Here is a 25879-nt window from a genome sequence, read left to right on the forward strand (position 1 = left end):
GTGCCTCGGCGATCACAGGGAACGCAGGGGAAGCAGCGGGCCTCGGCCGGGTGTCACAGGGTGCGCAGGAGCACCGCCGGCTGTTCCACGCAGTCCGCGACATACCGCAGGAAGCCGCCCGCCGTGCCGCCGTCGCAGACGCGGTGGTCGAAGGTGAGCGAGAGCTCGACGACCTGGCGCACCGCCAGCTCGCCCTCGTGCACCCACGGCTTGGGGATGATGCGGCCGACGCCGAGCATCGCGGCCTCGGGGTGATTGATGATCGGCGTGGAGCCGTCGACGCCGAACACGCCGTAGTTGTTCAACGTGAAGGTCCCGCCGGTGAGTTCCGCGGGGGTGAGGGTGCCCGTGCGGGCCGCCTCGGTCAGCCGGGCGAACTCCGCGGTCAGCGACTCCGCGTCCCGCGCGTGCGCGTCCCGTACGACCGGGACGACGAGTCCCCGGTCGGTCTGCGCGGCGAACCCGAGGTGCACCTGGTCGAGTTGGACGACCTCCCTGGCCTCCATGTCGACCACGGAGTTGAGCTCGGGGAAGCGGGCCAGGGCGGCGGTGCAGATGCGGGACAGCAGGGCGATCAGGGAGATCTTCGGTCCCCCGGCGGCGTTCATCGCGGTCCGCGCCCGCATGAGCTCCGTCGCGTCGGCGTCCACCCAGCAGGTCGCGTCCGGGATCTCCCGGCGGCTGCGGGAGAGCTTGTCGGCGACGGCACCGCGGATGCCCTTGAGGGGGACGCGCAGGCCTGCGGGAGCGGCGGATGAGACGGGGGCGGCCGGCGCCGGCGGGGCCGACATGGCGGGGGCCCGCGTCTCGGTGGCCGGGGCCGCCGTCCTGCCCTGCGCGGCGGCGGCACGCAGCGCGTACTCCACATCGGCGCGCAGGATCAGCCCGTCGGGTCCGGAGCCGTGCAGCTCCCGCAGATCAAGGCCGTTCTCCCGGGCGAGGCGGCGGACGAGCGGGGAGATGACCGGCACGGGGCCCTCGACCACCTCCCGGGCGGCGGCACTGCCGTTGGCGGCGGATTCCGCTCCGGGCGCCCCCGCGACCTCCACGGGTACGGCGGGCACCGACTCCCCCGGCCGCACCCTCCGGCGCCGCGCCGGGGCCTGCGAGGTGCCGTATCCCACCAGCACGTTCCCAGAGCCCTCGGTCTCTCCGTCGGCGGCCGGTGCGCCCACGGCCACCGTCAGCAGCGGTGCCCCGACGGGCAGTTCGGTGCCCTCCTCGCCGAAGCGGGCCGTGACGACGCCTCCGTAGGGGCAGGGGATGTCGACCATCGCCTTGGCCGTCTCGACCTCGACGACCGGCTGGTCGACCGCGACGACGTCGCCGACCTGGACCAGCCAGCGCACGATCTCCGCCTCGGTGAGCCCCTCCCCGAGGTCGGGGAGCTTGAACTCGAGCACCTGTGCCATCAGCTCTCGGCCTCCCACTGCAGACGCCCCACGGCGTCCAGGATCCGGTCCACGCCGGGCAGGTGGTGACGCTCCAGCATCGGCGGCGGATAGGGGATGTCGAACCCGGCCACGCGCAGCACCGGCGCCTCCAGGTGGTGGAAGCAGCGCTCCGTGACCCGGGCCGCGATCTCCCCTCCCGGTCCGCCGAACCCGCCCGACTCGTGTACGACGACCGCCCGTCCGGTCCGCCGTACCGAGGCGGCGACCGTCTCGTCGTCGAACGGCACCAGCGAGCGCAGGTCGACGACTTCCAGGTCCCACCCCTCCTCCCGCGCCGCCTCGGCGGCTTCGAGGCAGACGGGCACGGACGGTCCGTACGTGATGAGCGTGGCACTCCGGCCGGAGCGCCGCACCACCGCGCGGCCTATCGGTTCAACGGTCTGCGGATCCTCCGGGTTCCAGGCCTCCTTCGACCAGTACAGCCGCTTGGGCTCCAGGAAGACGACCGGGTCGTCGGAGGCGATGGCGGCGCGCAGCAGCCCGTAGCCGTCGGCGACGGTCGCGGGCGTGACGACATGGAGCCCCGGAGTCGCCATGTAGTACGCCTCGGACGAGTCGCTGTGGTGCTCGACGCCGCCGATGCCGCCGCCGTAGGGGACGCGGATGGTGATGGGGAGCGGCATACGGCCACGGGTGCGGTTGCGCATGCGCGCCACGTGCGAGATGAGCTGCTCGAACGCCGGGTAGGCGAAGGCGTCGAACTGCATCTCCACGACCGGGCGCAGGCCGTACATGGCCATGCCGACGGCCGTGCCGAGGATGCCCGCCTCGGCCAGCGGGGTGTCGGTGCAGCGGTCCTCGCCGAACTCCTTGGCGAGCCCGTCGGTGACGCGGAAGACACCGCCGAGGGTTCCGACGTCCTCGCCCATGACGTGCACGGTGGGGTCGTCGGCCATGGCGTCGCGCAGCGCGCGCGTGAGGGCCTGCGCCATGGTGGCCGGCTTGACGGCGACGGTGGTCATCGGTGCGCTCCCCCTTGAGAGCCGTGCTCGGCGTCGAGCTCCGCCTGGAGCTGGGCCTGCTGTTCGCGCAGTTGCGGGGTGGGCTCGGCGTACACGTGGGCGAACAGGTCCCTCGGGTCGAGCGCGGGGTCCTGGTTCATGCGCTCGCGCAGGTCGGCGGCCATCGCCTCGGCGGCGTCCTTCGCGGCCTGCTTGCCGGCCTCGTCGAGCAGCCCGCGCTCGGTCAGCGCGTGCTCCAGGAGGGCGATCGGGTCGTGCCCGCGCCAGGTCTCGACCTCGGAGTCCCCGCGGTAGCGGGTGGCGTCGTCGGCGTTGGTGTGGGCGTCGATGCGGTAGGTGATCGCCTCGATCAGGGTGGGACCGCCGCCCGCGCGGGCGTGCCGTACGGCGTCGCCGATGACCTCGTGCACGGCGACCGCGTCGTTGCCGTCGACCAGGCGGCCGGGCATGCCGTAGCCGACGGCCTTGTGGGCCAGCGACGGGGCCGCGGTCTGCTTGGCGAGCGGGACGGAGATCGCGAAGCCGTTGTTCTGGACCAGGAAGACGACCGGCGCCTGCCACACGGCGGCGAAGTTCAGCGCCTCGTGGAAGTCGCCCTCGCTGGTGCCGCCGTCGCCGACCATGGCGAGCGCGACCACGTCGTCGCCCTTGAGGCGGGCGGCGTGGGCGAGGCCGACGGCGTGCGGAAGCTGGGTGGCGAGCGGCGTGCACAGGGGCGCGACGCGGTGCTCATGAGGGTCGTAGCCGGTGTGCCAGTCGCCGCGCAGCAGGGTCAGGGCCTCGACGGGGTCCACGCCGCGTGCGACGGCCGCGAGGGTGTCGCGGTAGCTCGGGAAGAGCCAGTCGCGCTCCTCGAGGGCGAGCGCGGCGGCGACCTCGCAGGCCTCCTGCCCGGTGCTGGACGGGTAGACGGCGAGGCGGCCCTGCTTGGTGAGCGCGGTCGCCTGCGTGTTGTACCGGCGGCCGCGCACCAGCTCGGCGTAGAGCCGGTGCAGCAGCTCCGGGTCGGCCTTCGCGCCGGCCTCGGTGCCGAGGACGCGGTAGGGCTCGGCGTCGGGCAGCAGCGGCGCGGGGTCCATACGGGGCTGCCAGGCGGGCGGCGGCGATGGCCGGTACGCGCCCCGCTGCTCCATGACCGTCATGACGGCACCTCCTCGTGGGAGTGGCTACGGGAGGCGCAACTCTGTGATGCGCCTCACCTACCGATTGTTCGGTCGTCGGCACATTTTGGCTACAGGCGGCCTCAGGCTGTGGACAAACGGTTCTCCACAGCCTGCAATGAACGCACTACGTCCACGGAAGGAAGGCAGGGGGACATGGCGCCTGAACAAATGGCCGAGAGCCCGGACGGCGGTGTCCCCCTTCCGCCGCCGCGTCCGCTCGACGCCATCGATCAGGACATCCTGCAGATGCTCCAGGCCGACGGCCGCGCGTCGATACGGTCGGTCGCCGAACGGGTCCATGTCTCGCGCGCCAATGCCTACGCGCGCATCAACCGCCTCATCGAGGACGGTGTCATCCGTGGCTTCGGGGCCCGCGTGGACCACGAACGCGCAGGTCAGGGCACATCCGCCTACATCACCTTGAAGATCGTCCAGAATTCCTGGCGCACGGTCCGCGAGCAACTGCGCCAGCTTCCCGGCGCCTCCCACATCGCCCTGGTGGGCGGCGACTTCGACGTCCTGCTCCTGGTGCACACCCCCGACAACCGCGCCCTGCGCGAACTGGTCCTCACCCGCCTCCAGGCCATCCCCGAGGTGCTCAGCTCCCGCACCCTGCTGGTGTTCGAGGAGGAGGACCTGGAGCCGCAGGGCTGAGCCCGGCCGACGCCGGTCAGCCCGAGACCATCACCACGGCGATCATCACCACCAGCAGCAGCGGAAGCAGCGCGCACACCACCGCGGCGGTGGCCACCGTGGCCCGCAGCATCCGCGCCGACCGGCGCCGGGGAATCAGCCACGCGAGCGCGAGCAGGACGAACGCCCAGCCGGCCGTCCCGCCGAGGACGCCGAAGAGATTCGCGCCCCACAGGGTGTACTCCCACGCGAGGACCGGCAGCCCGAGCAGGGTGGCGACGAGCGGCGCCCGCCACCACCGCGGGTCACCGGCGGGCGACGGCATGTCGTTGTGGACCATGCGCCACAGTCCACCAGCCGGAAACCCCCGGGTCGTCGGGGGGCGTACTCACCCGGCCACGCGCGCGTACTCAGGCGCACGTCGCGTCGCGCGTGCTCAGCCCGCCTGGCGCAGGCCCCCGAAAACCAGCCGCACCACGGTGTCCGCCACCTCGCGCTCGTTCATGCCGCGGCCGTCCGGGCGGTACCACTCCACGATCGAGTTGACCATGCCGAAGACGAGCCGGGTCGCGAGCCTGACCTCCACGTCGGCGCGCACCTCGCCGTCGGCCGCGGCCGCCTTGAGGAGCTCGGCGACCTGGTGGTCGAAGTCGCGACGCCGCTCCAGGGCCCAGCGCTCGGTGCCGGTGTTGCCGCGCACGCGCAGCAGCAGCGTGACGTACGGCAGCTCGGCTATGAGCACCTCGACCATGCGCCGCACGACGTACTCCAGCCGGTCGGCCGCCTGCCCCACGCGCGCGTGCTCCTCGTCGAGGATCCCGAAGAGCCCGTCGAGCGCCCGGCTGACGGCGCGGCTCAGCAGCTCCTCCTTGCCGCTGACGTGGTGGTATATCGACGACTTGGAGATGCCGGCCGCCTTGGAGAGGTGCTCCATGGAGGTGCCGTCGTAGCCGCGCTCGTTGAAGACCCGCACGGCGACGGAGAGCAGCGTCTCCGGGGTGTACGTGTCGCGCTTGGCGGTGGTCATGAGGTGCTGCCCTCCCGCTTGTCGGAGGCGTACGCGTGGCGGTACAGCGCGAGGGACGGGGCGTAGCGGCCGGACGGTTCGCGCACGTGCAGCTCGTCCAGGACGTCGTACGCCCAGCCGCGGCCGAGCCGGCGGCTCCATTCGAAGGGCCCCATGGGGTAGTTCACGCCGAGCCGCATCGCGGTGTCGATGTCCTCCTCGGTGGCCACGCCCTTGGCTACGGCGTCATGCGCCAGGTCTACGACCCGGGCGACCGTGCGGGCGACGATCATGCCGGGGACGTCTCCGATGACGCTGACGGCCTTGCCGAGCGCCTGGAAGAGGCCGATGGCCTCGTTGAGGGTGTGCGGCGAGGTGTCCTGGGATGCGGACAGGGCGATCCGGGTGGCCCGCCGGTAGTCGAGGGCGAGGTCGAAGTACACGACGTCCCGGAACTCCACCGACGTCTGGCCGTCGGCGAGCGCGAGCTGGCCGCCGCTGGGCAGCACCAGGCGGGTGCCGTGGTCCTCTTCCTCCTCGCGCACCGGGATGCCCGCCTCACGGATCAGCGTGAGCAGCTCGGCGGCGGGGCCCAGGTCGCCCTCGGCGACGACATAGCCGGGCTGCGGCTGCTTCTCGGCGGTGTGCGGCTCGTCCCGCTCGGCGCCGGCCGCGTAGTCGTACCAGCCGTGCCCGCTCTTGCGCCCGAGCCGGCCCGACTCGACCAGGCGGCGCTGGGCGAGCGAGGGCGTGAAGCGCACGTCGTTGAAGAAGGCCTGCCACACGGAGTGCGTGACGGATTCGTTGACGTCCTGCCCGATCAGGTCGGTGAGCTCGAAGGCGCCCATCCTGAAGCCGCCGCACTCGCGCAGCACGGCGTCGATGGTGGCCGGGTCGGCTCCCTGTGCCTCGTAGACCGCGAAGGCCTCGGCGTAGAAGGGCCGGGCGATGCGGTTGACGATGAAGCCGGGGGTGTCGGCGCAGGCGACCGGCGTCTTGCCCCAGGCGCGTGCGGTCTCGTACGCGCGCGTGGCCGACGTGACGTCGGTGGCGAACCCGGAGACGACCTCGACCAGCGGCAGCAGCGGCGCGGGGTTGAAGAAGTGCAGACCGACGAAGCGGCCGGGGTTCGCGAGAGCGCCGCCGATGGCCGTGACGGACAGCGACGAGGTGTTGGTGGCGAGCAGGCAGTCCTCGCCGACCACGCCCTCCAGCTCACGGAACAGCTGCTGCTTGACGTCCAGGCGCTCCAGGACGGCCTCGACGACCAGCGCGCAGTCCGCGAGCTCGGCGAGGGTCTCGGCGGGCAGCAGCCGGGCGCGGGCCGCGTCGCGGTCGGCGCCGGTGAGGCGGTCCTTCTGGACGAGCCGGTCGAGACGGGCGCCGATCGCGTCCGCCGCTTCCTGGGCCCGCCCGGGAACGGTGTCGAACAGCCGCACGGGATGGCCGGCCACCAACGCGACCTGGGCGATGCCCTGGCCCATGGTGCCGGTGCCGACGACGGCCACGGGGCTGCTGAGGTCGAGTGCTGTCATGTGCGCGATCCTCCCGCACGGGGTTTTCCACAGATGCGGCGGACCCCCTTGAACCGACCGATCGTTCGGTTACTCTAACTCTGACTGGCTGTTCCCGCCCATGTTTCTGCCCAGGTCATGAGCTCGACGGAGAGCTCAGGAAACGAGGAGTTGGTCCCGCATGGCCACCGCCGAACTGACCACCCACGAGCTGATCGCCAAGCACCGGCCCACCCTCGACCAGGCGCTGGAAGCGATCCGCACACGCGCGTACTGGTCCCCGCACCCCGAGCACCCCAAGGCCTACGGGGAGAACGGCAGCCTGGACGCGGCGGCGGGCAAGGCCGCCTTCGACGCCCTCCTCGGCAGCCGCCTCGACCTCGGCCAGCCCGGCACCGACGACTGGGTGGGCGGCGAGACGTCCCCGTACGGCATCGAGCTGGGCGTCGAGTACCCGCACGCGGACATCGACCAGCTGCTGCCCGCCATGAAGTCCGGCATGCGGGCGTGGCGGGACGCGGGCGCGGAGATGCGCGCGGTGGTCTGTCTGGAGATCCTCAAGCGGATCAGCGACCGGACGCACGAGTTCGCGCACGCGGTCATGCACACCTCCGGCCAGGCCTTCATGATGGCGTTCCAGGCGGGCGGCCCGCACGCGCAGGACCGCGGCCTGGAGGCGGTGGCCTACGCCTACGTGGAGCAGGTCCGCACCCCCGACGCGGCGGAGTGGACCAAGCCGCAGGGCAAGCGCGACCCGCTGGCGCTGAACAAGCAGTTCACGCCGGTCCCGCGTGGGATCGCGCTGGTCATCGGCTGCAACACCTTCCCGACGTGGAACGGCTACCCGGGCCTGTTCGCCTCGCTCGCGACCGGCAACGCGGTCCTGGTCAAGCCCCACCCGCGCGCGGTGCTGCCGCTCGCGCTCACCGTGCAGGTCGCGCGCGAGGTGCTCGCCGAGGCGGGCTTCGACCCGAACCTGGTCGCGCTGGCCGCCGAGCGGCCCGGCGAGGGCATCGCCAAGACGCTGGCCACGCGCCCCGAGGTCCGGGTCATCGACTACACGGGTTCCACCGCCTTCGGCGACTGGCTGGAGGCCAACGCCCGCCAGGCGCAGGTCTACACGGAGAAGGCCGGCGTCAACACGGTGATCGTCGACTCCACGGACAACTACAAGGGGATGCTGTCCAACCTGGCCTTCTCGCTGTCCCTGTACAGCGGTCAGATGTGCACCACCCCGCAGAACCTGCTCATCCCCCGCGACGGCATCCGCACCGAGGAGGGTCCCCGGACCTTCGACGAGGTCGTCGCCGACCTCGCCCGCGCGGTCGACGGCCTCCTCGGCGACGACGCCCGTGCGAACGCGCTGCTCGGCGCGATCGTGAACCCCGACGTCAAGGCCCGTCTGGAGGCCGCGGCCGGGCTCGGCGAAGTCGCCCTCGTCTCCCGGGAGATCGCGAACCCCGAGTTCCCGGACGCGGTCGTCCGCACGCCGGTGATCGTCAAGCTGGACGGCGCCAAGCCGGACGACGAGGCCGCCTACATGAGCGAGTGCTTCGGCCCGGTGTCGTTCGCCGTGGCGGTCGACTCGGCCGCCGACGCGGCGGAGCTGCTGCGGCGGACCGTCCGGGAGAAGGGTGCGATGACCGTCGGGGCGTACACCACCGACGACGAGGTCGAGGCGGCGATCCAGGAGGTCTGCCTGGAGGAGGCGGCCCAGCTGTCCCTCAACCTCACCGGTGGCGTGTACGTCAACCAGACGGCCGCGTTCTCCGACTTCCACGGTTCGGGCGGCAACCCGGCGGCCAACTCGGCGCTGTGCGACGGCGCGTTCGTCGCCAACCGGTTCCGGGTGGTCGAGGTGCGGCGGGAGGCCTAGGCCTCGCTGAAGCCGCCGAGGCTCCAGTGGTACAGCGTCATCGCCACGCTGGTCGCCAGGTTGTAGCTGGAGACCTGCGGGCGCATCGGCAGGGACAGCAAATGGTCGGCACGCGCGCGTAGTTCGGGCGACAGCCCGCTGCGCTCCGACCCGAAGGCGAGGACGGCGTCGTCCGGGAGCTTCACGCCCCGGATGTCGTCGCCCTCCGGGTCCAGCGCGAACAGCGGACCTGAGGGCAGCTCGGCGGCCGTCAGCCGCTCCACCACCGTCGCGAAGTGCAGGCCCGCCCCACCGCGTACGACCGTGGGGTGCCAGGGGTCGAGGGTGCCGGTGGTGACCACGCCGGTCGCGCCGAAACCGGCGGCCAGGCGGATCACGGCGCCCGCGTTGCCGAGGTTGCGGGGGTTGTCCAGGACCACGACGGGGGCGGTGCGCGGGGTGTGCGCCAGCCTGTCGAGGTGGGTGGCGCGGGGCGGTCGTACGGCCAGGGCGGCCACCTCGGTGGGGTGCGGCCGCGGCACCAGGGACGTGTACGTCGACTCCGGGACCTGCGTCAGAAGCGCGTCCAGGGTGTCCCGTACGTCGGGCGCCAGCTCGTCGGCGAGGGCCAGCGCGGCCTCCCGGTCTACGGCGACCGCGACCGGGACCTCGGCTCCGAAGCGCACGGCGTGCTTGAGGGCGTGGAAGCCGTCGAGCAGGACGGAGCTCTCGGCGAGCCGGTTCCAGGTGGTCACGGTCATGCCGTGAAGCCTACGGGCGCCTGCTCGGGGTTCTCCGGGGTGCGCGGCCCGGGAAGGCTCTCCTGGACCTCACCGCGCCGGCCCCGACGCGAGAGGCGTCCACGCGCGCGTGCCGCCCGATCGCCGAGCCGGCGCAGGAACGACGTCGGCAGGAAGACCGCGTCCGCCGCGATCATCGCCAGCGAGAAGAACGGCAGTCCGAGGACGACGGCGATCACGGCGTGCTCGGTGATCATCGCGGCGAGGAGGACGTTCTTGACCCGCCGGTTGAACAGGGTGAACGGGAAGGCGACCTGCACGACGACCGTGCCGTAGGTGATGAGCATCACCATCGTGCCGCTGGAGGACAGCAGGTCGGCGAGGGCCGGCCAGGGCGAGAAGTAGTCGAGGTGCAGCGGGTAGTAGACGGCGGTGCCGTCCTGCCAGCGCGAACCCTGGATCTTGTACCAGCCCGCGGTCGCGTAGATCAGACACGCCTCGGCCATGATCACCAGCAGGGCGCCGTTGTGCACGATGTTGCCGATGACGTCGAGCAGGATGCGGGGCTCGGCGGTCCGCGCGCGTCGGCCCACGACCCACCACACGGCCAGGGCCGACCAGAGGCCCCAAAGGATCAGCGGCACGGTCAGGTCGCCGTCGAGCCGCCCCGCGGCGGTCACCGCGACCAGCACGAACCCGGACACGCACCACAGGGCCGGGCCCACCCGGTCCGGCGCGACACGCTCCCCACGCGCGCGTGCCTCGTTCGCCCGCCGGGCCCGGCGCTCGTCCAGCGACCAGACCTGGCCGCAGCGCGTGAACACGAGGTAGACGCACATCAGGTGCAGCACGTTGTCGCCGCCGTCGCCCATGAAGATGGAGCGGTTCTGCAGGGACAGCACACCGACCATGAACAGCACGGACATCGTGCGGGTGCGCCAGCCGAGCAGCAGCAGCACGCTGGTCAGGACGGCGAAGACGTAGACGCTCTCGAACCAGAACCCGCTGTTCGACCAGATCAGGGCGGTGAAGGAGCCGTTCGTCCCGATCAGCTGCTGGGCGAGGTCGAAGTCCCAGGGGCCGTCGGGGCCGTACAGCTCCTGGCGGTGCGGGAACTCGCGGAGCAGGAACAGCAGCCAGGTGGCGGTGAAGCCGATGCGGATCACGGCCGTCTGGTACGGGCCGAGGGCCGACTCGGTGACGCGGGCGATGGCCGCCGAGATCGCGAGGGCGAAGCGGCTCACCGGGCGCCTCCCTCGCCGGCCGCGACCGCGCCGGCGGTCTCCTCCTCCGGGAGCGACCACCAGGGCAGCACCCGGTAGGTGGCCTGGCCCGAGATCTGCTCGTCGCTCCACTTCGGCGGGGGCACGTTCGCGGTGCGGGAGCGGACCTGCACGCGCTCCACGGTGCCCCCTGCGCCGGCCGCCTCCACCCGGTCGAGGCGCAGCCGGACTATGCGCCGCAGATACGTCTCGGACAGGGCGCCGCGCAGGCCCACGGGCCGGTTCTCGGCGTCATGCGTGGCGACGAAGAAGTCCCAGGCCCGGCGCAGCTCGTTCTGCTGGGTGTGGCTGGGCAGCAGATTGCCGTCGATGGACCGGCCGTCCTGCGCGGAGAGGTCGTACCAGCCGGTCGTGCGCCTGCCACCATCCGCGGTGCCGACCTCGGCGCGCACCTGCACGGAGATGTTCTGCTGGAGCGGATTGGGGGCGAACAGCTTCCAGTTCTGCTCGAACTCCGGGTATATCCAGTCGTCGATGGCCTGGCCGTGCTGCTTGGTGACCGTGTTCGGCGGGGCGACGTGCAGGAAGACCATGCCCACATGGACACAGACGGCGATGGCCACCACCGCGAGGGCGAGGGCGGCGCCGATCTGGTACCGCAGGGAGAGGGCGGCCACGCCCGTCCGGGGTTCCGGTTCGGGGCGCGGCGGGGCGGCGGGCGCTACGACAGCGGGCGCGGCGTCCGAAGACCCCTGGTCCGGCCCGTGCCGGGCGGCCGAGCCTGCCTGGTGCGCGTCCATCCTGCCCCGTTTCCCGATTCCGGTCCGTCCTTGCTCGGCGCTCGCACGGGAACGGTACTCAGGCCCACGCGCCGGGCACAGCCCCTGACGGGCCGCCGTTGCCCACACCATACGGGGGACCCACGGGACCGTACGGGCGTCCCGCTCGACCTCGCGGAGCACGGACCCGCGGCATTCCCTTCTTCTAGAACCTGTTCTATCTTGACGCACCGTCAGACAGCCGTGCTTGTGGACGTGCGGAAGGGCAGGGACCGTGGACTTCACCTTCACCGAGGAGCAGCAGGCGGCGGCCGAGGCGGCGCGCGGGGTGTTCGCCGGGGTCGCGCCGGACGCGGTGCCCTCGCCCGCGCTCACCCCGGGCGCCGTCGCCGACGGCTTCGACCGCCCGCTGTGGAACCGCCTCGCCGACGCGGACCTGCTGAGCCTGCTCACGGCGCCGGAGTACGGCGGCGCGGGCCTCGACGCCGTCGCGCTCTGCCTGGTGCTGCGCGAGTCCGCGAAGGTACTGGCCCGGGTGCCGCTCCTGGAGAGCGGCGCGGCGGCCGCGGCCGTCCAGGCCCACGGAAGCGGTGAGCTGAAGGACGAGCTGCTCGCGCGGGCGGGGCGCGGCGAGGTCGTCCTGACGGTCGCCGCGCACGGCCGCACCGGCCACGACCCGGCCGAGCTCGCGTCGACCGCGCGGCGGGACGGCGCCGGGTGGGTGCTGGACGGCGTACAGACCGCGGTGCCCTGGGCGTACGACGCCGATCTCGTCGTCGTACCGGCCCGTACGGCCACCGACCGGACCGTCCTCGCGCTGGTGCCGCGCGACGCGCAGGGGGTCTCCCTCGCCGAGCAGTTCTCGACCAGCGGGGAGCGGCTGGCGGAGCTGCGGCTGGAGTCGGTGCGGCTGGCGGAGCGGGACGTCATCGACGCCGAGGGGGCGTGGGAGTGGCTGCGGCAGCTGCTGGCCACGGGGACGTGTGCACTCGCGCTCGGGCTGGGGGAGCGGGTGCTGGGGATGACGTCCGAGTACGCGAGCAAGCGGGAGCAGTTCGGGTATCCGATCGCCACGTTCCAGGCCGTCGCCGTGCAGTCCGCCGACCGCTACATCGACCTGCGCGCGATGGAGGCCACGCTGTGGCAGGCCGCCTGGCGGATCGCCTCGGGGGCGCCGGGGGCGCTGCCCGCCTCCGGTGACGTGGCAGTGGCCAAGATCTGGGCCTCGGAGGGCGTACGACGGGTCGTGCAGACGGCCCAGCACCTGCACGGCGGCTTCGGCGCCGACGTCGACTATCCGCTGCACCGGTACCACGCCTGGGCCAAGCACCTGGAACTGGCGCTCGGCCCGGCGGCGGCGCACGAGGAGGCACTGGGGGATCTGCTGGCGGCGCATCCGCTGGGTTGATCCGCGCGGTGGCGCGTTCCGGGTGCCGCGTGTGCTGGTTCCCGGCGCCGGGTGCCGGTGGCGCGTGGCCCGTAGCCCGTAGCCCGTAGCCCGTAGCCCGTGTCCTGTGTCCTACAGGACGAAGCCGGCCTGGCCCTCGTCGTTCACCACGGGGCGTCCGACGGCCGCCCAGACCTGCATGCCGCCGTCGACGTTCACGGCGTCGATGCCCTGCTGGACGAGGTACATCGCGACCTGCGCCGAACGGCCGCCGGAGCGGCAGATCACATGGACGCGGGCGTCCTGCGGGGCGGCTTCGGTCAGCTCGCCGTAGCGGGCCACGAACTCGCTGATGGGGATGTGCAGGGCGCCTTCGGCATGTCCCGCCTGCCATTCATCGGCCTCGCGGACGTCGAGGAGGAAGTCGTCGTCCTTGAGGTCGGTGACCTCGACGGTGGGTACGCCAGATCCGAAATGCATGGCACCGACGCTACCGGACGCGGCGCGGGTCGGCCGAGCCGCGTATTCAAGACACCCCCGGGCCCTGGCCGGCGCTGGCCGGCGCTCGCCGGCGCTCTAGCCGAGCAGGGCCCCTAGCCGAGCAGGGCCGCCAGCTCAGCCTCCCGCTCCGCGACCTGGGCCAGGAGCTGGTCGGCGATCTCGTCGAGGAGGCGGTCGGGGTCGTCGGGGGCGAGGCGGAGCATCGCGCCGATCGCGCTCTCCTCCAGCTCCTTCGCGACCAGCGACAGCAGCTCCTTGCGCTGGGCGAGCCATTCGAGGCGGGCGTAGAGCTCCTCGCTCGGCGTCGGGCCCTGCTCCTTGGGCGCGGGTCCGGCGGCCCACTCCGCCGCCAGCTCCCGCAGCAGCGCCTCGTCGCCTCGGGCGTAGGCGGCGTTGACCCGGGTGATGAACTCCTCACGCCTGGCCCGCTCCCCGTCCTCCTGGGCGAGGTCGGGGTGCGCCTTGCGGGCCAGCTCGCGGTAGAGCTTGCGGGCCTCGTCGCTGGGTCGCACCCGCTGCGGGGGCCGCACCGGCTGGTCCGTGAGCATCGCCGCGGCCTCCGGGAACAGCCCGCCCCCGTCCATCCAGCCGTGGAACAACTCCTCGACACCGGGCATCGGCAGCACCCGGGCACGCGCCTCGTCGGCCTTGCGGATGTCCTCGGGGTCGCCGGTGCGGGCCGCGACGGCCTCGGCGATCCGGGCGTCCAGCTCGTCGAGCCGGGCGTACATCGGGCCGAGCTTCTGGTGGTGCAGCCGGGAGAAGTTGTCGACCTCGACGCGGAAGGTCTCCACCGCGATCTCGTACTCGATCAACGCCTGCTCGGCGGCCCGCACGGCCCGCTCCAGCCGCGCCTCGGGCCGCTCAGCGGGCTCCTCGGGCCGCTCAGCCGATGCCTCGGACGGTTCGGCCGTTTCGGCCGCTTCGGCCCCTTCGTCGGACCGCCCGGCCGCTTCCTCGGCAGTCACGCGCGCCTCATGCGCCTCACCACCCTGCTCGGCTCCACCGACGGGCACCTCGGCACCGCCCGGCGCCCCCGCACCGGCGGGCTCGGCCTGGGACTGCTCAGCTTCCGGCGTCATCACCCGCCCAGCGTAGGCCACACCGAGCCCGGCCCTTCGAACACGGACCGCGGCCCCTGTGGGCGTCGCCCTCAGACCCCCGTCTCCGCCGCGATCCGCCCCGCCCGCACCGCCGCCACGAGCTCGGTGTGGTCCGCCTCCGTGCGGTCGGCGTAGGCCACGGCGAAGGTGGCGATGGCCTCGTCCAGTTCCTCGTTCTTGCCGCAGTAGCCCGAGACCAGTCGGGGGTCGGCGCTGTGGGAGTGGGCGCGGGCCAGGAGGGCGCCGGTCATCCGGGCGTAGTCGTCTATCTGGTCGGCGGCCAGCGCGGCCGGGTCGACGCTGCCCTTGCGGTTGCGGAACTGGCGTACCTGGAAGGGAAGTCCCTCGACCGTCGTCCAGCCCAGCAAAATGTCGCTGACGACCTGCATGCGCTTCTGGCCGAGGACCACCCGCCGCCCCTCGTGGTCCGGCTCCGGCACCTCGAAGCCGGCCGTCACCAGGTGTGGGACCAGGGCCGAGGGGCGCGCCTCCTTCACCTGGAGGACCAGGGACTCGCCCCGGTGGTCCAGGAGCAGGACGACATAGGAGCGAGTGCCGACACTGCCGGTGCCGACCACCCGGAACGCCACGTCGTGCACGGCATGCCGGGCGAGCAGGGGATGGCGGTCCTCGGAGAGCGTCGTGACGTAGCTCTCCAGCGAGGCCGCCACGGCCGCCGCCTCCTCGTCCGGCACCCGGCGCAGCACCGGCGGCGCGTCGACGAACGCACGGCCGCCGTCCTCGGTCGGCACCGTCGACTTCGCGGCGAAGCGCCCGCTGGTGTTGGCCCGCGCCTTCTCCGCGACCCGCTCCAGGGTGCCGAGCAGGTCATGGGCGTCGGTGTGGGAGACCAGCTCCTCGTCCGCGATCGCGTTCCACGCGTCCAGCACCGGGAGCTTGGCCAGCAGACGCATGGTCCGCCGGTAGGCGCCGACGGTGTCGTGCGCCGCCTTGCGGCACGTGTCCTCGTCCGCGCCCGCCTCCCGGGCCGCGAGCACGAGCGAGGTCGCGAGCCGCTTGAGGTCCCACTCCCAGGGGCCGTACAGCGTCTCGTCGAAGTCGTTCAGATCGATGACCAGGCCGCCGCGCGCGTCTCCGTACAGACCGAAGTTCGCCGCGTGCGCGTCACCGCAGATCTGGGCGCGGATCCGGGTCATGGGGGTGCGCGCGAGGTCGTACGCCATGAGGCCCGCCGAGCCGCGCAGGAAGGCGAACGGCGTCGCCGCCATCCGGCCGACCCTTATCGGGGTGAGCTCGGGGAGCCGGCCGAGGTTGGACTCCTCGACGGCGGCCACGGCGTCGGGCCGCCCGGCGTCCAGATCGAGAACCTTGTGCTCGGAGCGCGGCACCCGCTTGCGCAGCGCCTTGCCCTCCTCCTTCGGCGCCCCACCGCCGGGCCACTCGGCGAAGCCGCGCACACGGGGCAGCCGACGCGCCACGGACTTCGCTGTCTCCTCCACCGCAGCCTGCGCACCGACCTCGGTCATACCGACCGCCTCCCCCGCTCACGAACGAACATCAACTCGTGCCGACGTTACAACCGGTGGCCGAAACGCGTCAGACCCTGTGGACAACTCCACGGCTGTGGAAAACCCACCCGAAGCACTCGACCGACTGCACTGGACCGACTGCACCGGACCGACAACGAGCCGGGGCCAGGGGCAAGGGGCAAGGGCACCGGCAGGAGCGTTCCCCGCCCGCGCCTCAGCAGCCCTCGGGCCGCTCCCCTTCCGGCAGATACTCCTTCGCCCATATGCCCAGCTCGGACAGCGCGGGCTCCAGGGCGGCTCCGGCCTCCGTCAGCCGGTACACGACCCGCAGCGGCGGCCCCTCGTAGACCTCGCGCACGACGAGCCCCGCGGCCGCCAGCTCGGTGAGCCGGTCGGAGAGCATGCGCTCGCTGATGCCGGGAATCGCCCGGCGCAGGGCGACGAAGTACGCGGGTCCGGCGGTCAGGACCGACACGATCGGGCCGGTCCAGCGCTTTCCGAGCAGCTGGAAGACGCGCGAGATGCCCCCGTCGACCCGCTTGCACGCCGCTACGTCGTGCTCTTGCTCACCCGTCGCCATGGCTCCAGGGTACTGCCCTGCCGTACGGGGATGAAAAAAAGTAAGTGACTGTGTTATCCATAGTCGAGTACGAATACTTCGTTGCAGCAAGAAGGTGCGTCCTGCGCACTGCCTTCCCCTGCCCGCTCCCGTCCTCTCTGGAGAAACCCATGGCAACGCTCCTGCACATCGACTCCTCCGTCTTTCCGGCCGAGGCCTCCTCCTCCCGCGCCGTCACCGACGCCTTCCGCCGCACGTGGCAGGAGCAGCACCCCGACGGCACGGTGATCCACCGCGACCTCGCCGCGCATCCGGTGCCGCACATCACCGCCCACGCGCACACCGCCGGCTTCTCCGATCCGGACACGCACACCCCGGAGCAGGCCGCGGCCTTCGCCGAGCGCGTGAAGCTGATCGAGGAGCTGGAGAGCGCGGACGCCGTGCTGATCGGTGCCCCGATGTACAACCTGACGATCCCGTCGACGCTGAAGGCCTGGCTGGACAATGTGGTTCTGATGGGCCGTACCGCCGGCGACGCCCAGTCGGTCAAGGGCCTGCCGGTCACCGTGGTCGCCAGCCGCGGCGGCGCGTACGGTCCGGGCACGCCGCGTGCGGGCTACGAGTACGTGCAGAACTATCTGTCGGCGGTCCTGGCCGACTTCCTCGGCACCGACCTCGACTTCATCGTCCCGGAGCTCACGATGGCGCCGGTCAACCCGCAGATGACCGAACTGGTCCCCCTCTTCGAGGCCTCCCGCGAGCGCGCCCTCGACGAGGCCACCACGAAGGCGAAGCTCCTGGCCCAGCGGCTCGCGGCGTAGGACCGCCGCCCGGCCCTCGCACACCGCTCGGTGCGCGCACGCGCGCATAGCGCCCGCTCATCCACAACGGGCCCTACGCGCGCGTGGCAGTCCGTGCCGCTGCTCCCGTCACCAGGCCGATACGGCGAACGACGGTCCGAGGCGGCCGTACAGGCAGACGTCCCAGACCGATGCGCGGCGAGGGACCGGCGACAGCGCGAAGGCGGCACAGCCGAGCCAGAACGGCACCTCCCGGCGCACCCGGGAGCACGGGACGTACGACTCACGGCTACTGCGGCCGAGAAGCCGACCCGCCCACCGAAGAGACGACCGTCCGAGAGACGGACCGACCGACCGGTCCCGGCCCCCGAACCGGCACAATCATGGCATGCACACGATCTCAGTCGTCCTCGTCGCGCTCGTAGCGCTGCTGCACGTCTACATCCTGATCCTGGAGATGTTCCTGTGGCAGCGCGGCCCGGGCCGCAGCCTCTCCGGCTTCGACGCCGAGTTGGCCCGCTCCACCGCGGCGCTGGCCGCCAACCAGGGCCTCTACAACGGCTTCCTGGCCGCCGGCCTGATCTGGGGCCTGATCGCCGACGACCCGACGGGATACCGGGTCCAGATCTTCTTCCTGTCCTGTGTCCTCGTCGCGGGTGTGTACGGCGCGGCCACCGCCAACCGCCGCATCCTCTTCGCCCAGGCCCTGCCCGCCGCGGTGACGCTCGCCACGGTCATCGCGGCCGGCTGAACCGTCCCGCCGCCCGGCACGCGCGCGGCGTCCCACGCCCCAGCCGGGCGTGGGACGCCGAGGCGGCTACCAGACGAGGGCGTCGGCGGCGTTGTCCTGCCAGTAGGTGACGGTGGCGGCGCTGTTGAAGAAGACGCCGCCGTTCGGCAGGTTCAGGGTCTTCTCCTGGCCGGTCGGGTTGCCGTTCCGGTCGGTGAGCAGCACGCCCAGCGTCTTCGCCTCGCTGCCCCCTTCGCCCTCGGGGCTGTACGTCGTGATGCCCGCGTACGCGGACCGGCCGGGCTCGAGGGTCACCACGGACTGGGGCGTGCTCTCCTCGATCCACGGCAGCGGGGCCTGGGCGTCGTCGCCGGCCCTCAGGTAGGGGGCGCTGTAGGCGTAGCAGGGCTTGGTGCCCGTGTTGGTGACCTTGAGCAGCAGGTGGTTGATCGGGCGGGACACCTCGGTGACGGTCAGCTTGGTGTTCGCCGCGGTGCAGGTGACCACCGAGGGCGCCTTCGCGGTGGCGGCGGACGCGCTCTGCCCGGCGGCCTGGACGCCGGCGAACGCGAGGGCCGCGGCGACGACCATGGCGGAGGCGGTCGCTCGGGAGGCGAAACGGGTGGCGATACGCATGGGTGTACTGCCTTTCTCGGCGTCATAAGTGTGCGTGGGCGCGCTCAAGTGCGGGCCCTGCAAAGGGAATCGAGCGGCGCCGGTCACCGTGTCCGGCGAGGCGGCGTGCTCAGGTGCCCCAACCCTGTGCCGCGTTCTGTCCCGTCCGCCATTCCATCGGGCACGTTCGGGATGCTGGAACGTTCGCACCGGCTCTGACCTGGACGTATGTGATCCACGCGGGATGCCGTGCGGGATGCGGGGCGCGATCGTCACCGGGCAACGGCGCGACCGTCACCGCGGAACAGACGCGACCCTCACCGCGGAACAGACGCGACCCTCACCGCGGAACAGACGCGACCCTCACCGCGGAACAGAAAGGACAGGCACCGGGCAGCAGAAGGGGCAGGCGCCTGGCAACAGAAAGGGCACAGAAAGCACAGGCACTGGACAACAGGAAGGCCAGGCACCGCCCGTGAGATAGCTCACGCGCAGAGAGCCGCCTCTGCCGTGGCCAGGCTGTGTGATCCCTCACAGCGATCATGGAAACGAGAAACGGGCCCCTGCGGTGACTTCTGTCACCTGCAGAGACCCGTGTCTCATGGTGCGCGAGGGGGGAGTTGAACCCCCACGCCCTTGCGGGCACTGGAACCTGAATCCAGCGCGTCTGCCTATTCCGCCACCCGCGCATTGGGTGTGTCCTCGGGGCCTCGCCTTGCGGCTCGGCGCCTTCCGACATCCAGAACATTAGCACGCCCGCCAGGGTGGGTTCACATCACTTATCCCCAGGCAGCCGCTGTGCGGGCGCCCACCAGGGCAGTCGCCGCGGTCCGTCCGGCACCGACCGATCCGCGGCGCCGTCCGCTCCGTATCAACGAGTGCTTGTTCACGTATCAACCTCGTACCGGTCCTGGGCATCTCCCCAGGAGCCGGTCAGGGTCCACAGTCAGGTGCGGGACACTGGTTTGCGGCCGCCTCTACGATCCATGGCAAGACATGGCAAGACTGTGACCCTGAGGAGTTCGAAGAGGAGCTTCGCAGGGAACTTCGAGGGCGTCGACACCCGTCGACCGTGCCGACAGGGGGAACCAGCCGATTTACCGGCGCGTGGATACGATCAGTAAGCAGTACCAGGTAAGGCAGTGCCCGCCCGGCGGGATGCAGGACGAAGGCAACGACGGAGGAGGTGCCCCATGGGAGTCCTGAAGAAGTTCGAGCAGCGTCTCGAAGGTCTGGTCAACGGCACCTTCGCCAAGGTGTTCAAGTCCGAGGTCCAGCCCGTCGAGATCGCGGGAGCGCTCCAGCGCGAGTGCGACAACAACGCCACCATCTGGAACCGCGACCGCACGGTCGTCCCCAATGACTTCATCGTGGAGCTGAGCACGCCGGACTACGAGCGGCTCAGCCCTTACTCGGGCCAGCTCGGCGACGAGCTCGCCGGCATGGTCCGCGACTACGCCAAGCAGCAGCGCTACACCTTCATGGGCCCGATCAAGGTGCACCTGGAGAAGGCCGACGACCTCGACACCGGTCTGTACCGCGTGCGCAGCCGTACGCTCGCCGGCTCCACCGACCAGCAGGGGCAGGGCCCGCAGGCCTCCGCACCCGCCGCCCCCTCCGGGCGGCCCGGTGCCGCCCGCGGCGGCTACGGCTACCCGCAGCCCGCCGCGCCCTCGGGCGCCCCGCCCATGCCGGCCGCGCCGCCGCCCGGCGGCGCGCGCCCCGGCGGCTACGGCTACCCGCAGCCCGCGGGCGGCCAGCGTCCTCCCGCCGCACCCGCGGCAGGCGGCCGCACCCGCTACTGGATCGAGATCAACGGCACCCGCCATCAGATCTCCCGCGCCACGCTCGTGCTGGGTCGCAGCACCGAAGCCGACGTGCGGATCGACGACCCCGGCGTCTCCCGCCGGCACTGCGAGATCCGGACCGGAACGCCCTCGACGATCCAGGATCTCGGGTCCACCAACGGCATCGTGGTGGACGGGCAGCACACCACCCGCGCTACGCTCCGCGACGGCTCGCGGATCGTCGTGGGCAGCACCACCATCATTTACCGGCAAGCCGAAGGGTGAAGCGGGGGCAATGTCAGAGCTGACCCTCACGGTCATGCGGCTGGGTTTCCTGGCCGTACTGTGGCTGTTCGTGATCGTGGCCGTGCAGGTCATCCGCAGCGACCTGTTCGGTACGCGTGTCACCCAGCGCGGGTCCAGGCGAGAGGCCGGACGGCAGCAGCAGGCCGCCCGGCAGACGGCGGCGCCTCCGCAGCAGCGCGGCCAGCAGGGCGGCGGCCGCCAGCGCCGTAACGCTCCCTCGAAGCTGGTCGTGTCCGAGGGCACCCTCACCGGCACCACCGTCGCGCTCCAGGGCCAGACGATCACCCTTGGCCGGGCGCACGACAGCACGATCGTGCTGGACGACGACTACGCCTCCAGCCGGCATGCCAGGATCTACCCGGACCGCGACGGCCAGTGGATCGTCGAGGACCTGGGCTCCACCAACGGCACGTACCTCGACCGAACGCGGCTGACGACCCCCACACCTATTCCGCTGGGCGCGCCGATCCGCATCGGCAAGACCGTTATCGAGCTGCGGAAGTAGTACGTCATGAATGAGCGCGAGCGGAGCGAGCACGCAGCGGTGGCTCACACCACGGGCCCCGGCGCGCTCCCGACCGGAGGGTGGGCACCGTGCGGATGTACCCGGAGCCGACGGGCGAGGTGCGCATGAGTCTGTCACTGCGCTTCGCCGCCGGATCGCACAAAGGCATGATCCGCGAGGGCAACGAGGACTCCGGATACGCCGGTCCGCGCCTGCTCGCGATCGCCGACGGCATGGGCGGCGCGGCCGCGGGCGAGGTCGCCTCGTCCGAGGCCATCTCGACGATCGTCGCCCTCGACGACGACATCCCCGGCTCGGACATCCTCACCTCGCTCGGCACCGCCGTGCAGCGCGCGAACGACCAGCTGCGCTCGATGGTCGAGGACGACCCCCAGCTGGAGGGCATGGGCACCACGCTCACGGCCCTGCTGTGGACCGGCCAGCGCCTCGGTCTCGTCCACGTCGGCGACTCGCGCGCCTATCTGCTGCGCGACGGCGTCCTCACGCAGATCACCCAGGACCACACCTGGGTGCAGCGCCTGGTCGACGAAGGCCGCATCACCGAGGAAGAGGCCACCACCCACCCCCAGCGCTCCCTGCTGATGCGGGCGCTGGGCAGCGGCGACCACGTCGAGCCCGACCTGTCGATCCGTGAAGTCCGCGCCGGCGACCGGTACTTGATCTGCTCCGACGGCCTCTCCGGCGTCGTGTCCCACCAGACCCTGGAGGACACCCTCGCGAGCTACCAGGGCCCGCAGGAGACCGTCCAGGAGCTCATCCAGCTCGCGCTGCGCGGCGGCGGCCCCGACAACATCACCGTGATCGTCGCGGACGTCCTCGACCTGGACACCGGCGACACCCTCGCCGGGCAGCTGTCGGACACCCCGGTCGTGGTCGGCGCCGTCGCCGAGAACCAGAACCAGCCACACGACAACGGCATCATGCAGACCCCGGCCGGCCGTGCCTCCGGGCTCGGGCGCCAGGTGCCCGGACAGGGTGGCGGGGGCGGCGAGTTCGGCCCGCCCGGCTCCGGCGACACCACCGGCTACGTCCCGGCGGGCGGCTTCGGGGACTACACCGACGACGACTTCGTCAAGCCCCGCAAGGGCCGCAAGTGGCTGAAGAGATCCTTCTACTCCGCGCTCGCGCTCGCCGTCATCGGCGGCGGCATGTACGGCGGCTGGCGCTGGACGCAGACGCAGTACTACGTGGGCACGAACGAGGAACACGTCGCCCTGTACCGCGGCATCAGCCAGGACCTGGCCTGGGTGTCGTTGTCGGAGGTGGAGAAGGACCACCCCGAGATCGAACTCAAGTACCTGCCGCCATACCAGCGCAAACTCGTCGAGGCGACCATCGCCGAGGGCGGCCTGAAGGACGCCCAGGCGAAGATCGACGAGCTCGCGCTGCAGGCCTCCGCGTGCAAGAAGCGCTCCGAGCAGCAGGCTTCCGAAAGCGCGAAGAACTCCAAGACGGGCGAGGGCGAGGCCGGAGGCACCACGGGAACCACCCGTACCTCTCTTACGTCCAAGGCGACGCCGACGCCGAATCCCTCGGCGTCCACCAAGACCCCGCCCCCGTCCACCTCCACCTCCCCGACACCGACTGCGACGCCAAGCCCCGGCCCCACACTCTCGGAGGAAGAGCAGAAGGTCGTTACGAACTGCGGTACGCAGTAGGCAAGCCGTGAGAGGCCCCGTCACACGATGAGCAGTACTACGAACAACCCGACGCACCACACGTCCACCATCGGCGCGATCGGTGCTCCGAGCCGGCGCAACACCGAGCTCGCGCTGTTGGTGTTCGCGGTTGTCATTCCGGTTTTCGCCTACGCCAACGTGGGTCTGGCCATCAACGACCAGGTGCCGCCCGGACTGCTGAGCTACGGCGTCGGGCTCGGCCTGCTCGCGGGCATCGGCCACCTGGCGGTGCGGAAGTTCGCGCCGTACGCCGACCCGCTGATGCTGCCGCTGGCCACCCTGCTGAACGGCATCGGCCTGGTGGTGATCTGGCGTCTGGACCAGTCGAAGCGGCTCCAGCAGAGCAGCGCTTACGTCGAGGCGGCGCCGCGCCAGCTGCTGTACTCCGCGATGGGCGTCGCCCTGCTGGTGGCGGTGCTGATCTTCCTCAAGGACCACCGCGTCCTGCAGCGCTACACCTACATCTCCATGGCCGCGGCGCTGTTCCTGCTCCTGCTGCCGCTCGTGCCCGGACTCGGCGCGAACGTCTACGGCGCCAAGATCTGGATCAAGATCCCCGGCCTCGGCACGCTCCAGCCCGGTGAGTTCGCGAAGATCATTCTCGCGATCTTCTTCGCCGGCTATCTCATGGTCAAGCGAGACGCCCTGGCACTGGCCAGCCGTCGCTTCATGGGCCTGTACCTCCCGCGCGGCCGCGACCTCGGCCCGATCATCGTGGTCTGGATGATCTCGATCCTCATCCTGGTCTTCGAGACCGACCTCGGTACGTCGCTGCTGTTCTTCGGAATGTTCGTCATCATGCTGTACGTCGCCACCGAGCGGACCAGCTGGATCGTCTTCGGTCTGCTGATGTCCGCGGTCGGCGCCGTCGGTGTGGCGAGCTTCGAGCCGCACATCCAGACGCGTGTGCAGGCCTGGCTCGACCCGATGCGCGAGTTCGAGCTCTCCCGCGCCGGTGTCCAGGACGGCATCGTCCACTCCGAGCAGGCCATGCAGGCCCTGTGGGCCTTCGGCTCCGGCGGCACCCTCGGCACCGGCCTCGGCCAGGGCAACTCCGACCTCATCGGCTTCGCCGCCAACTCCGACTTCATCCTCGCCACGTTCGGCGAGGAGCTGGGTCTGGCCGGCGTCATGGCGATCCTGCTGCTCTACGGGCTGATCGTGGAGCGCGGCGTGCGCACGGCCCTCGCGGCCCGCGACCCGTTCGGCAAGCTGCTGGCCGTCGGCCTGTCCGGCGCCTTCGCCCTCCAGGTCTTCGTCGTGGCCGGCGGTGTCATGGGCCTCATCCCGCTGACCGGTATGACGCTGCCCTTCGTGGCGTACGGCGGTTCCTCCGTCATCGCCAACTGGGCCCTGATCGGCATCCTGCTCCGCATCAGCGACACCGCCCGCCGTCCCGCGCCCGCCCCCGCGCCCAACCCCGACGCCGAGATGACCCAGGTGGTCCGTCCGTGAACAAGCCCCTACGCCGGATCGCGATCTTCTGCGGACTTCTGGTCCTGGCTCTGCTCATCCGCGACAACTGGATCCAGTACGTCCAGGCCGACGAGCTGCGGACCAACAAGAACAACCGCCGCGTCACCATCGAGCGCTACGGCACCCCCCGCGGCGACATAATCGTCGACGGCAAGGCGATCACCGGCTCGGACGAAACCTCCGGCACCGACTTCAAGTTCAAGCGCACGTACACCAACGGGCCCATGTGGGCGCCCATCACCGGATACGCCTCGCAGGCCTTCGGCGCCAACCAGCTGGAGTCCATCGAGGACGGCATCCTCACCGGCAACGACGACCGGCTGTTCTTCCGCAACACCCTCGACATGCTCACCGGCAAGGAGAGGGAGGGCGGCAACGTGGTGACCACCCTCAGCGGCGCCGCGCAGAAGGCCGCGTACGAGGGTCTGAAGAGCCGGGGCGGCAAGGGCGCCGTCGCGGCCATCGAACCGTCCACCGGCAAGATCCTGGCGCTGGCCTCCTTCCCGTCGTACGACCCCTCGTCCTTCGCGGGCAACTCCACGACGACCGACACCGAGGCGTGGCAGAAGCTCCAGAAGAAGAACAACCCGGACGACCCGATGCTCAACCGGGCGCTGCGCGAGGTCTACCCGCCCGGCTCGACCTTCAAGGTCGTCACCGCCGCCGCGGCCCTGGAGAACGGCCTGTACAAGGACGCGGACGAGAAGACGAACTCCCCGGACCCGTGGGTCATGGAGGGCACCACCACCAAGCTGCCGAACGAGGGCAACATCCCCTGCAAGAACGCGACGCTGCGGGTCGCCCTGCAGTACTCCTGCAACACCGTGTTCGGCAAGATCGGCTCGGACCTCGGCAACGACAAGATGCTCGACGAGGCCAAGAAGTTCGGCTTCACCGAGGAGCAGTTCACGCCGGTCCGCACCAGCGCGTCCGTCTTCTCGGACGACATGAACCCCTCGCAGACGGCGCTGTCCTCCATCGGCCAGTTCAACACCGCCGCCACCCCGCTGCAGATGGCCATGGTCGCCTCCGCGGTCGCCAACAACGGCAAGCTCATGAAGCCGTACATGGTCGACGAGCTCCAGACCAACAACCTCGATGCCATCGAGAAGACCAAGCCCGAGGAACTGAGCCAGCCGCTGTCGGCGGAGAACGCGCAGATCCTGCAGTCGATGATGGAGACCGTCGTCGAGGACGGCACCGGTAAGAACGCGCAGATCGACGGCGTCAAGGTGGGCGGCAAGACCGGTACCGCCCAGCACGGTGTGGACAACAGCGAGAACCCCTACGCGTGGTTCATCTCCTACGCCAAGGCCGAGGACGGCAGCTCGCCGGTGGCCGTGGCGGTAGTGGTCGAGGACGAGAAGGCGGTCCGCGACGACATCTCCGGTGGCGGCCTCGCGGCCCCCATCGCCAAGAGCGTCATGGAGGCGGTCATCAACAGCAAGAAGTGACCCCGCTCACGTCCCCTTCACATCGGTGCACGTTGCGATACCGGTCCTGTATCGGGTTACGGGCTTGGCCAGGTCACACAAGATGAGCCGGGTACGGTATGCCCGGACGGCACACCGCCACACCCACAAGGGTGAGG

Annotated in this window: 24 protein-coding genes and 1 tRNA gene; 10 read left to right on the forward strand and 15 right to left on the reverse strand. The window is 71.3% G+C overall.

Annotated elements, in window-relative coordinates; translation table 11 throughout:
* Positions 1 to 53: 53 nt before the first annotated feature.
* Genes ACIRD7_RS29885 through pdhA form a run of 3 tightly spaced genes read right to left on the reverse strand, consistent with a single transcriptional unit; the run spans position 54 to position 3558 of the window.
* On the reverse strand, positions 54 to 1412 hold the full coding sequence (locus ACIRD7_RS29885) for a dihydrolipoamide acetyltransferase family protein (protein ID WP_403458481.1): 1359 nt from the start codon (positions 1410 to 1412) through the stop codon (positions 54 to 56).
* On the reverse strand, positions 1412 to 2416 hold the full coding sequence (locus ACIRD7_RS29890; RefSeq protein WP_403458482.1) for an alpha-ketoacid dehydrogenase subunit beta: 1005 nt from the start codon (positions 2414 to 2416) through the stop codon (positions 1412 to 1414). Before ACIRD7_RS29890 ends, ACIRD7_RS29885 begins: the two co-directional genes overlap by 1 nt.
* A complete protein-coding gene (gene pdhA, locus ACIRD7_RS29895) occupies positions 2413 to 3558 on the reverse strand; it encodes a pyruvate dehydrogenase (acetyl-transferring) E1 component subunit alpha (RefSeq protein WP_403458484.1) in 1146 nt (381 codons plus the stop codon). The genes ACIRD7_RS29890 and pdhA overlap by 4 nt, the downstream gene beginning before the upstream one ends.
* A 189-nt stretch (positions 3559 to 3747) precedes the next feature.
* On the opposite strand from pdhA, the gene ACIRD7_RS29900 reads away from it, so the two are divergent.
* Complete coding sequence (locus ACIRD7_RS29900) at positions 3748 to 4233, forward strand: Lrp/AsnC family transcriptional regulator (RefSeq protein ID WP_403458864.1); 486 nt, start codon at positions 3748 to 3750, stop codon at positions 4231 to 4233.
* A 16-nt stretch (positions 4234 to 4249) separates the two neighbouring features.
* Here ACIRD7_RS29900 and ACIRD7_RS29905 read toward each other — a convergent pair whose 3' ends face one another.
* From ACIRD7_RS29905 to ACIRD7_RS29915, 3 genes are all read right to left on the reverse strand, one after another.
* Positions 4250 to 4552, reverse strand: a complete 303-nt coding sequence (locus ACIRD7_RS29905; RefSeq protein WP_403458485.1) for a hypothetical protein — start codon at positions 4550 to 4552, stop codon at positions 4250 to 4252.
* 96 nt (positions 4553 to 4648) lie between these two features.
* Positions 4649 to 5239: a TetR/AcrR family transcriptional regulator gene (locus tag ACIRD7_RS29910; RefSeq protein WP_403458486.1), complete on the reverse strand. Its 591-nt coding sequence runs from the start codon at positions 5237 to 5239 to the stop codon at positions 4649 to 4651.
* Complete coding sequence (locus ACIRD7_RS29915; protein WP_403458487.1) at positions 5236 to 6753, reverse strand: 3-hydroxyacyl-CoA dehydrogenase; 1518 nt, start codon at positions 6751 to 6753, stop codon at positions 5236 to 5238. Before ACIRD7_RS29915 ends, ACIRD7_RS29910 begins: the two co-directional genes overlap by 4 nt.
* 160 nt (positions 6754 to 6913) lie before the next feature.
* Between ACIRD7_RS29915 and paaN the strand changes: the two genes are divergently transcribed.
* Complete coding sequence (gene paaN / locus ACIRD7_RS29920; protein ID WP_403458488.1) at positions 6914 to 8608, forward strand: phenylacetic acid degradation protein PaaN; 1695 nt, start codon at positions 6914 to 6916, stop codon at positions 8606 to 8608.
* Here the strand turns inward: paaN and ACIRD7_RS29925 are convergent.
* Genes ACIRD7_RS29925 through ACIRD7_RS29935 form a run of 3 tightly spaced genes read right to left on the reverse strand, consistent with a single transcriptional unit; the run spans position 8605 to position 11350 of the window.
* A complete protein-coding gene (locus ACIRD7_RS29925) occupies positions 8605 to 9348 on the reverse strand; it encodes a TrmH family RNA methyltransferase (protein ID WP_403458489.1) in 744 nt (247 codons plus the stop codon). The two genes, paaN and ACIRD7_RS29925, sit on opposite strands and share 4 nt — an antisense overlap.
* Complete coding sequence (locus tag ACIRD7_RS29930; protein WP_403458490.1) at positions 9345 to 10571, reverse strand: HTTM domain-containing protein; 1227 nt, start codon at positions 10569 to 10571, stop codon at positions 9345 to 9347. The genes ACIRD7_RS29925 and ACIRD7_RS29930 overlap by 4 nt, the downstream gene beginning before the upstream one ends.
* Positions 10568 to 11350: a DUF5819 family protein gene (locus ACIRD7_RS29935; protein ID WP_403458491.1), complete on the reverse strand. Its 783-nt coding sequence runs from the start codon at positions 11348 to 11350 to the stop codon at positions 10568 to 10570. Before ACIRD7_RS29935 ends, ACIRD7_RS29930 begins: the two co-directional genes overlap by 4 nt.
* Before the next feature lie 253 nt (positions 11351 to 11603).
* On the opposite strand from ACIRD7_RS29935, the gene ACIRD7_RS29940 reads away from it, so the two are divergent.
* Complete coding sequence (locus tag ACIRD7_RS29940; RefSeq protein ID WP_403458492.1) at positions 11604 to 12737, forward strand: acyl-CoA dehydrogenase family protein; 1134 nt, start codon at positions 11604 to 11606, stop codon at positions 12735 to 12737.
* 111 nt (positions 12738 to 12848) lie between these two features.
* Here the strand turns inward: ACIRD7_RS29940 and ACIRD7_RS29945 are convergent, their stop codons facing one another.
* The 4 genes from ACIRD7_RS29945 to ACIRD7_RS29960 form a co-directional block, all read right to left on the reverse strand.
* A complete protein-coding gene (locus ACIRD7_RS29945; protein WP_403458493.1) occupies positions 12849 to 13196 on the reverse strand; it encodes a rhodanese-like domain-containing protein in 348 nt (115 codons plus the stop codon).
* A 113-nt stretch (positions 13197 to 13309) separates the two neighbouring features.
* Positions 13310 to 14302, reverse strand: a complete 993-nt coding sequence (locus tag ACIRD7_RS29950) for a hypothetical protein (protein ID WP_403458494.1) — start codon at positions 14300 to 14302, stop codon at positions 13310 to 13312.
* A 68-nt stretch (positions 14303 to 14370) separates the two neighbouring features.
* A complete protein-coding gene (locus tag ACIRD7_RS29955; protein WP_403458496.1) occupies positions 14371 to 15807 on the reverse strand; it encodes a DUF2252 domain-containing protein in 1437 nt (478 codons plus the stop codon).
* A 217-nt stretch (positions 15808 to 16024) separates the two neighbouring features.
* Complete coding sequence (locus ACIRD7_RS29960) at positions 16025 to 16390, reverse strand: winged helix-turn-helix transcriptional regulator (protein ID WP_403458497.1); 366 nt, start codon at positions 16388 to 16390, stop codon at positions 16025 to 16027.
* A gap of 149 nt (positions 16391 to 16539) precedes the next feature.
* Here ACIRD7_RS29960 and ACIRD7_RS29965 point away from each other — a divergent pair, with 149 nt between their 5' ends.
* Both ACIRD7_RS29965 and ACIRD7_RS29970 read left to right on the forward strand, forming a co-directional pair.
* Positions 16540 to 17190 (forward strand): FMN-dependent NADH-azoreductase, encoded by a 651-nt coding sequence (locus ACIRD7_RS29965; protein ID WP_403458500.1) that lies wholly within the window; start codon positions 16540 to 16542, stop codon positions 17188 to 17190.
* A 367-nt stretch (positions 17191 to 17557) separates the two neighbouring features.
* Positions 17558 to 17920: a DUF1304 domain-containing protein gene (locus ACIRD7_RS29970; protein WP_403458501.1), complete on the forward strand. Its 363-nt coding sequence runs from the start codon at positions 17558 to 17560 to the stop codon at positions 17918 to 17920.
* Positions 17921 to 17986: 66 nt separating this feature from the next.
* On the opposite strand, the gene ACIRD7_RS29975 is transcribed toward ACIRD7_RS29970, so the two are convergent.
* Both ACIRD7_RS29975 and ACIRD7_RS29980 read right to left on the reverse strand, forming a co-directional pair.
* Entirely contained in the window at positions 17987 to 18535 is a 549-nt protein-coding gene (locus ACIRD7_RS29975; RefSeq protein ID WP_403458502.1) for a DUF4232 domain-containing protein, read from the reverse strand.
* A gap of 581 nt (positions 18536 to 19116) precedes the next feature.
* Positions 19117 to 19203: transfer RNA gene (locus ACIRD7_RS29980), tRNA-Leu, on the reverse strand.
* A 504-nt stretch (positions 19204 to 19707) separates the two neighbouring features.
* Between ACIRD7_RS29980 and ACIRD7_RS29985 the strand changes: the two genes are divergently transcribed.
* The 5 genes from ACIRD7_RS29985 to ACIRD7_RS30005 all read left to right on the forward strand — a co-directional run bounded on the left by ACIRD7_RS29985 (position 19708) and on the right by ACIRD7_RS30005 (position 25742).
* Positions 19708 to 20586, forward strand: coding sequence for an FhaA domain-containing protein (locus tag ACIRD7_RS29985; protein ID WP_403458503.1), 879 nt, complete (start codon positions 19708 to 19710; stop codon positions 20584 to 20586).
* A gap of 10 nt (positions 20587 to 20596) precedes the next feature.
* On the forward strand, positions 20597 to 21112 hold the full coding sequence (locus ACIRD7_RS29990; protein WP_403458505.1) for an FHA domain-containing protein: 516 nt from the start codon (positions 20597 to 20599) through the stop codon (positions 21110 to 21112).
* A gap of 95 nt (positions 21113 to 21207) precedes the next feature.
* Entirely contained in the window at positions 21208 to 22791 is a 1584-nt protein-coding gene (locus ACIRD7_RS29995) for a Stp1/IreP family PP2C-type Ser/Thr phosphatase (RefSeq protein ID WP_403458866.1), read from the forward strand.
* A gap of 27 nt (positions 22792 to 22818) precedes the next feature.
* Positions 22819 to 24267: an FtsW/RodA/SpoVE family cell cycle protein gene (locus tag ACIRD7_RS30000; protein ID WP_403458506.1), complete on the forward strand. Its 1449-nt coding sequence runs from the start codon at positions 22819 to 22821 to the stop codon at positions 24265 to 24267.
* A complete protein-coding gene (locus ACIRD7_RS30005; RefSeq protein ID WP_403458507.1) occupies positions 24264 to 25742 on the forward strand; it encodes a peptidoglycan D,D-transpeptidase FtsI family protein in 1479 nt (492 codons plus the stop codon). The genes ACIRD7_RS30000 and ACIRD7_RS30005 overlap by 4 nt, the downstream gene beginning before the upstream one ends.
* Positions 25743 to 25879 lie beyond the last annotated feature (137 nt).

It is taken from the genome of Streptomyces sp. NPDC093568 (assembly GCF_044764945.1).
In the GTDB taxonomy this organism is placed as follows: Bacteria; Actinomycetota; Actinomycetes; order Streptomycetales; family Streptomycetaceae; genus Streptomyces.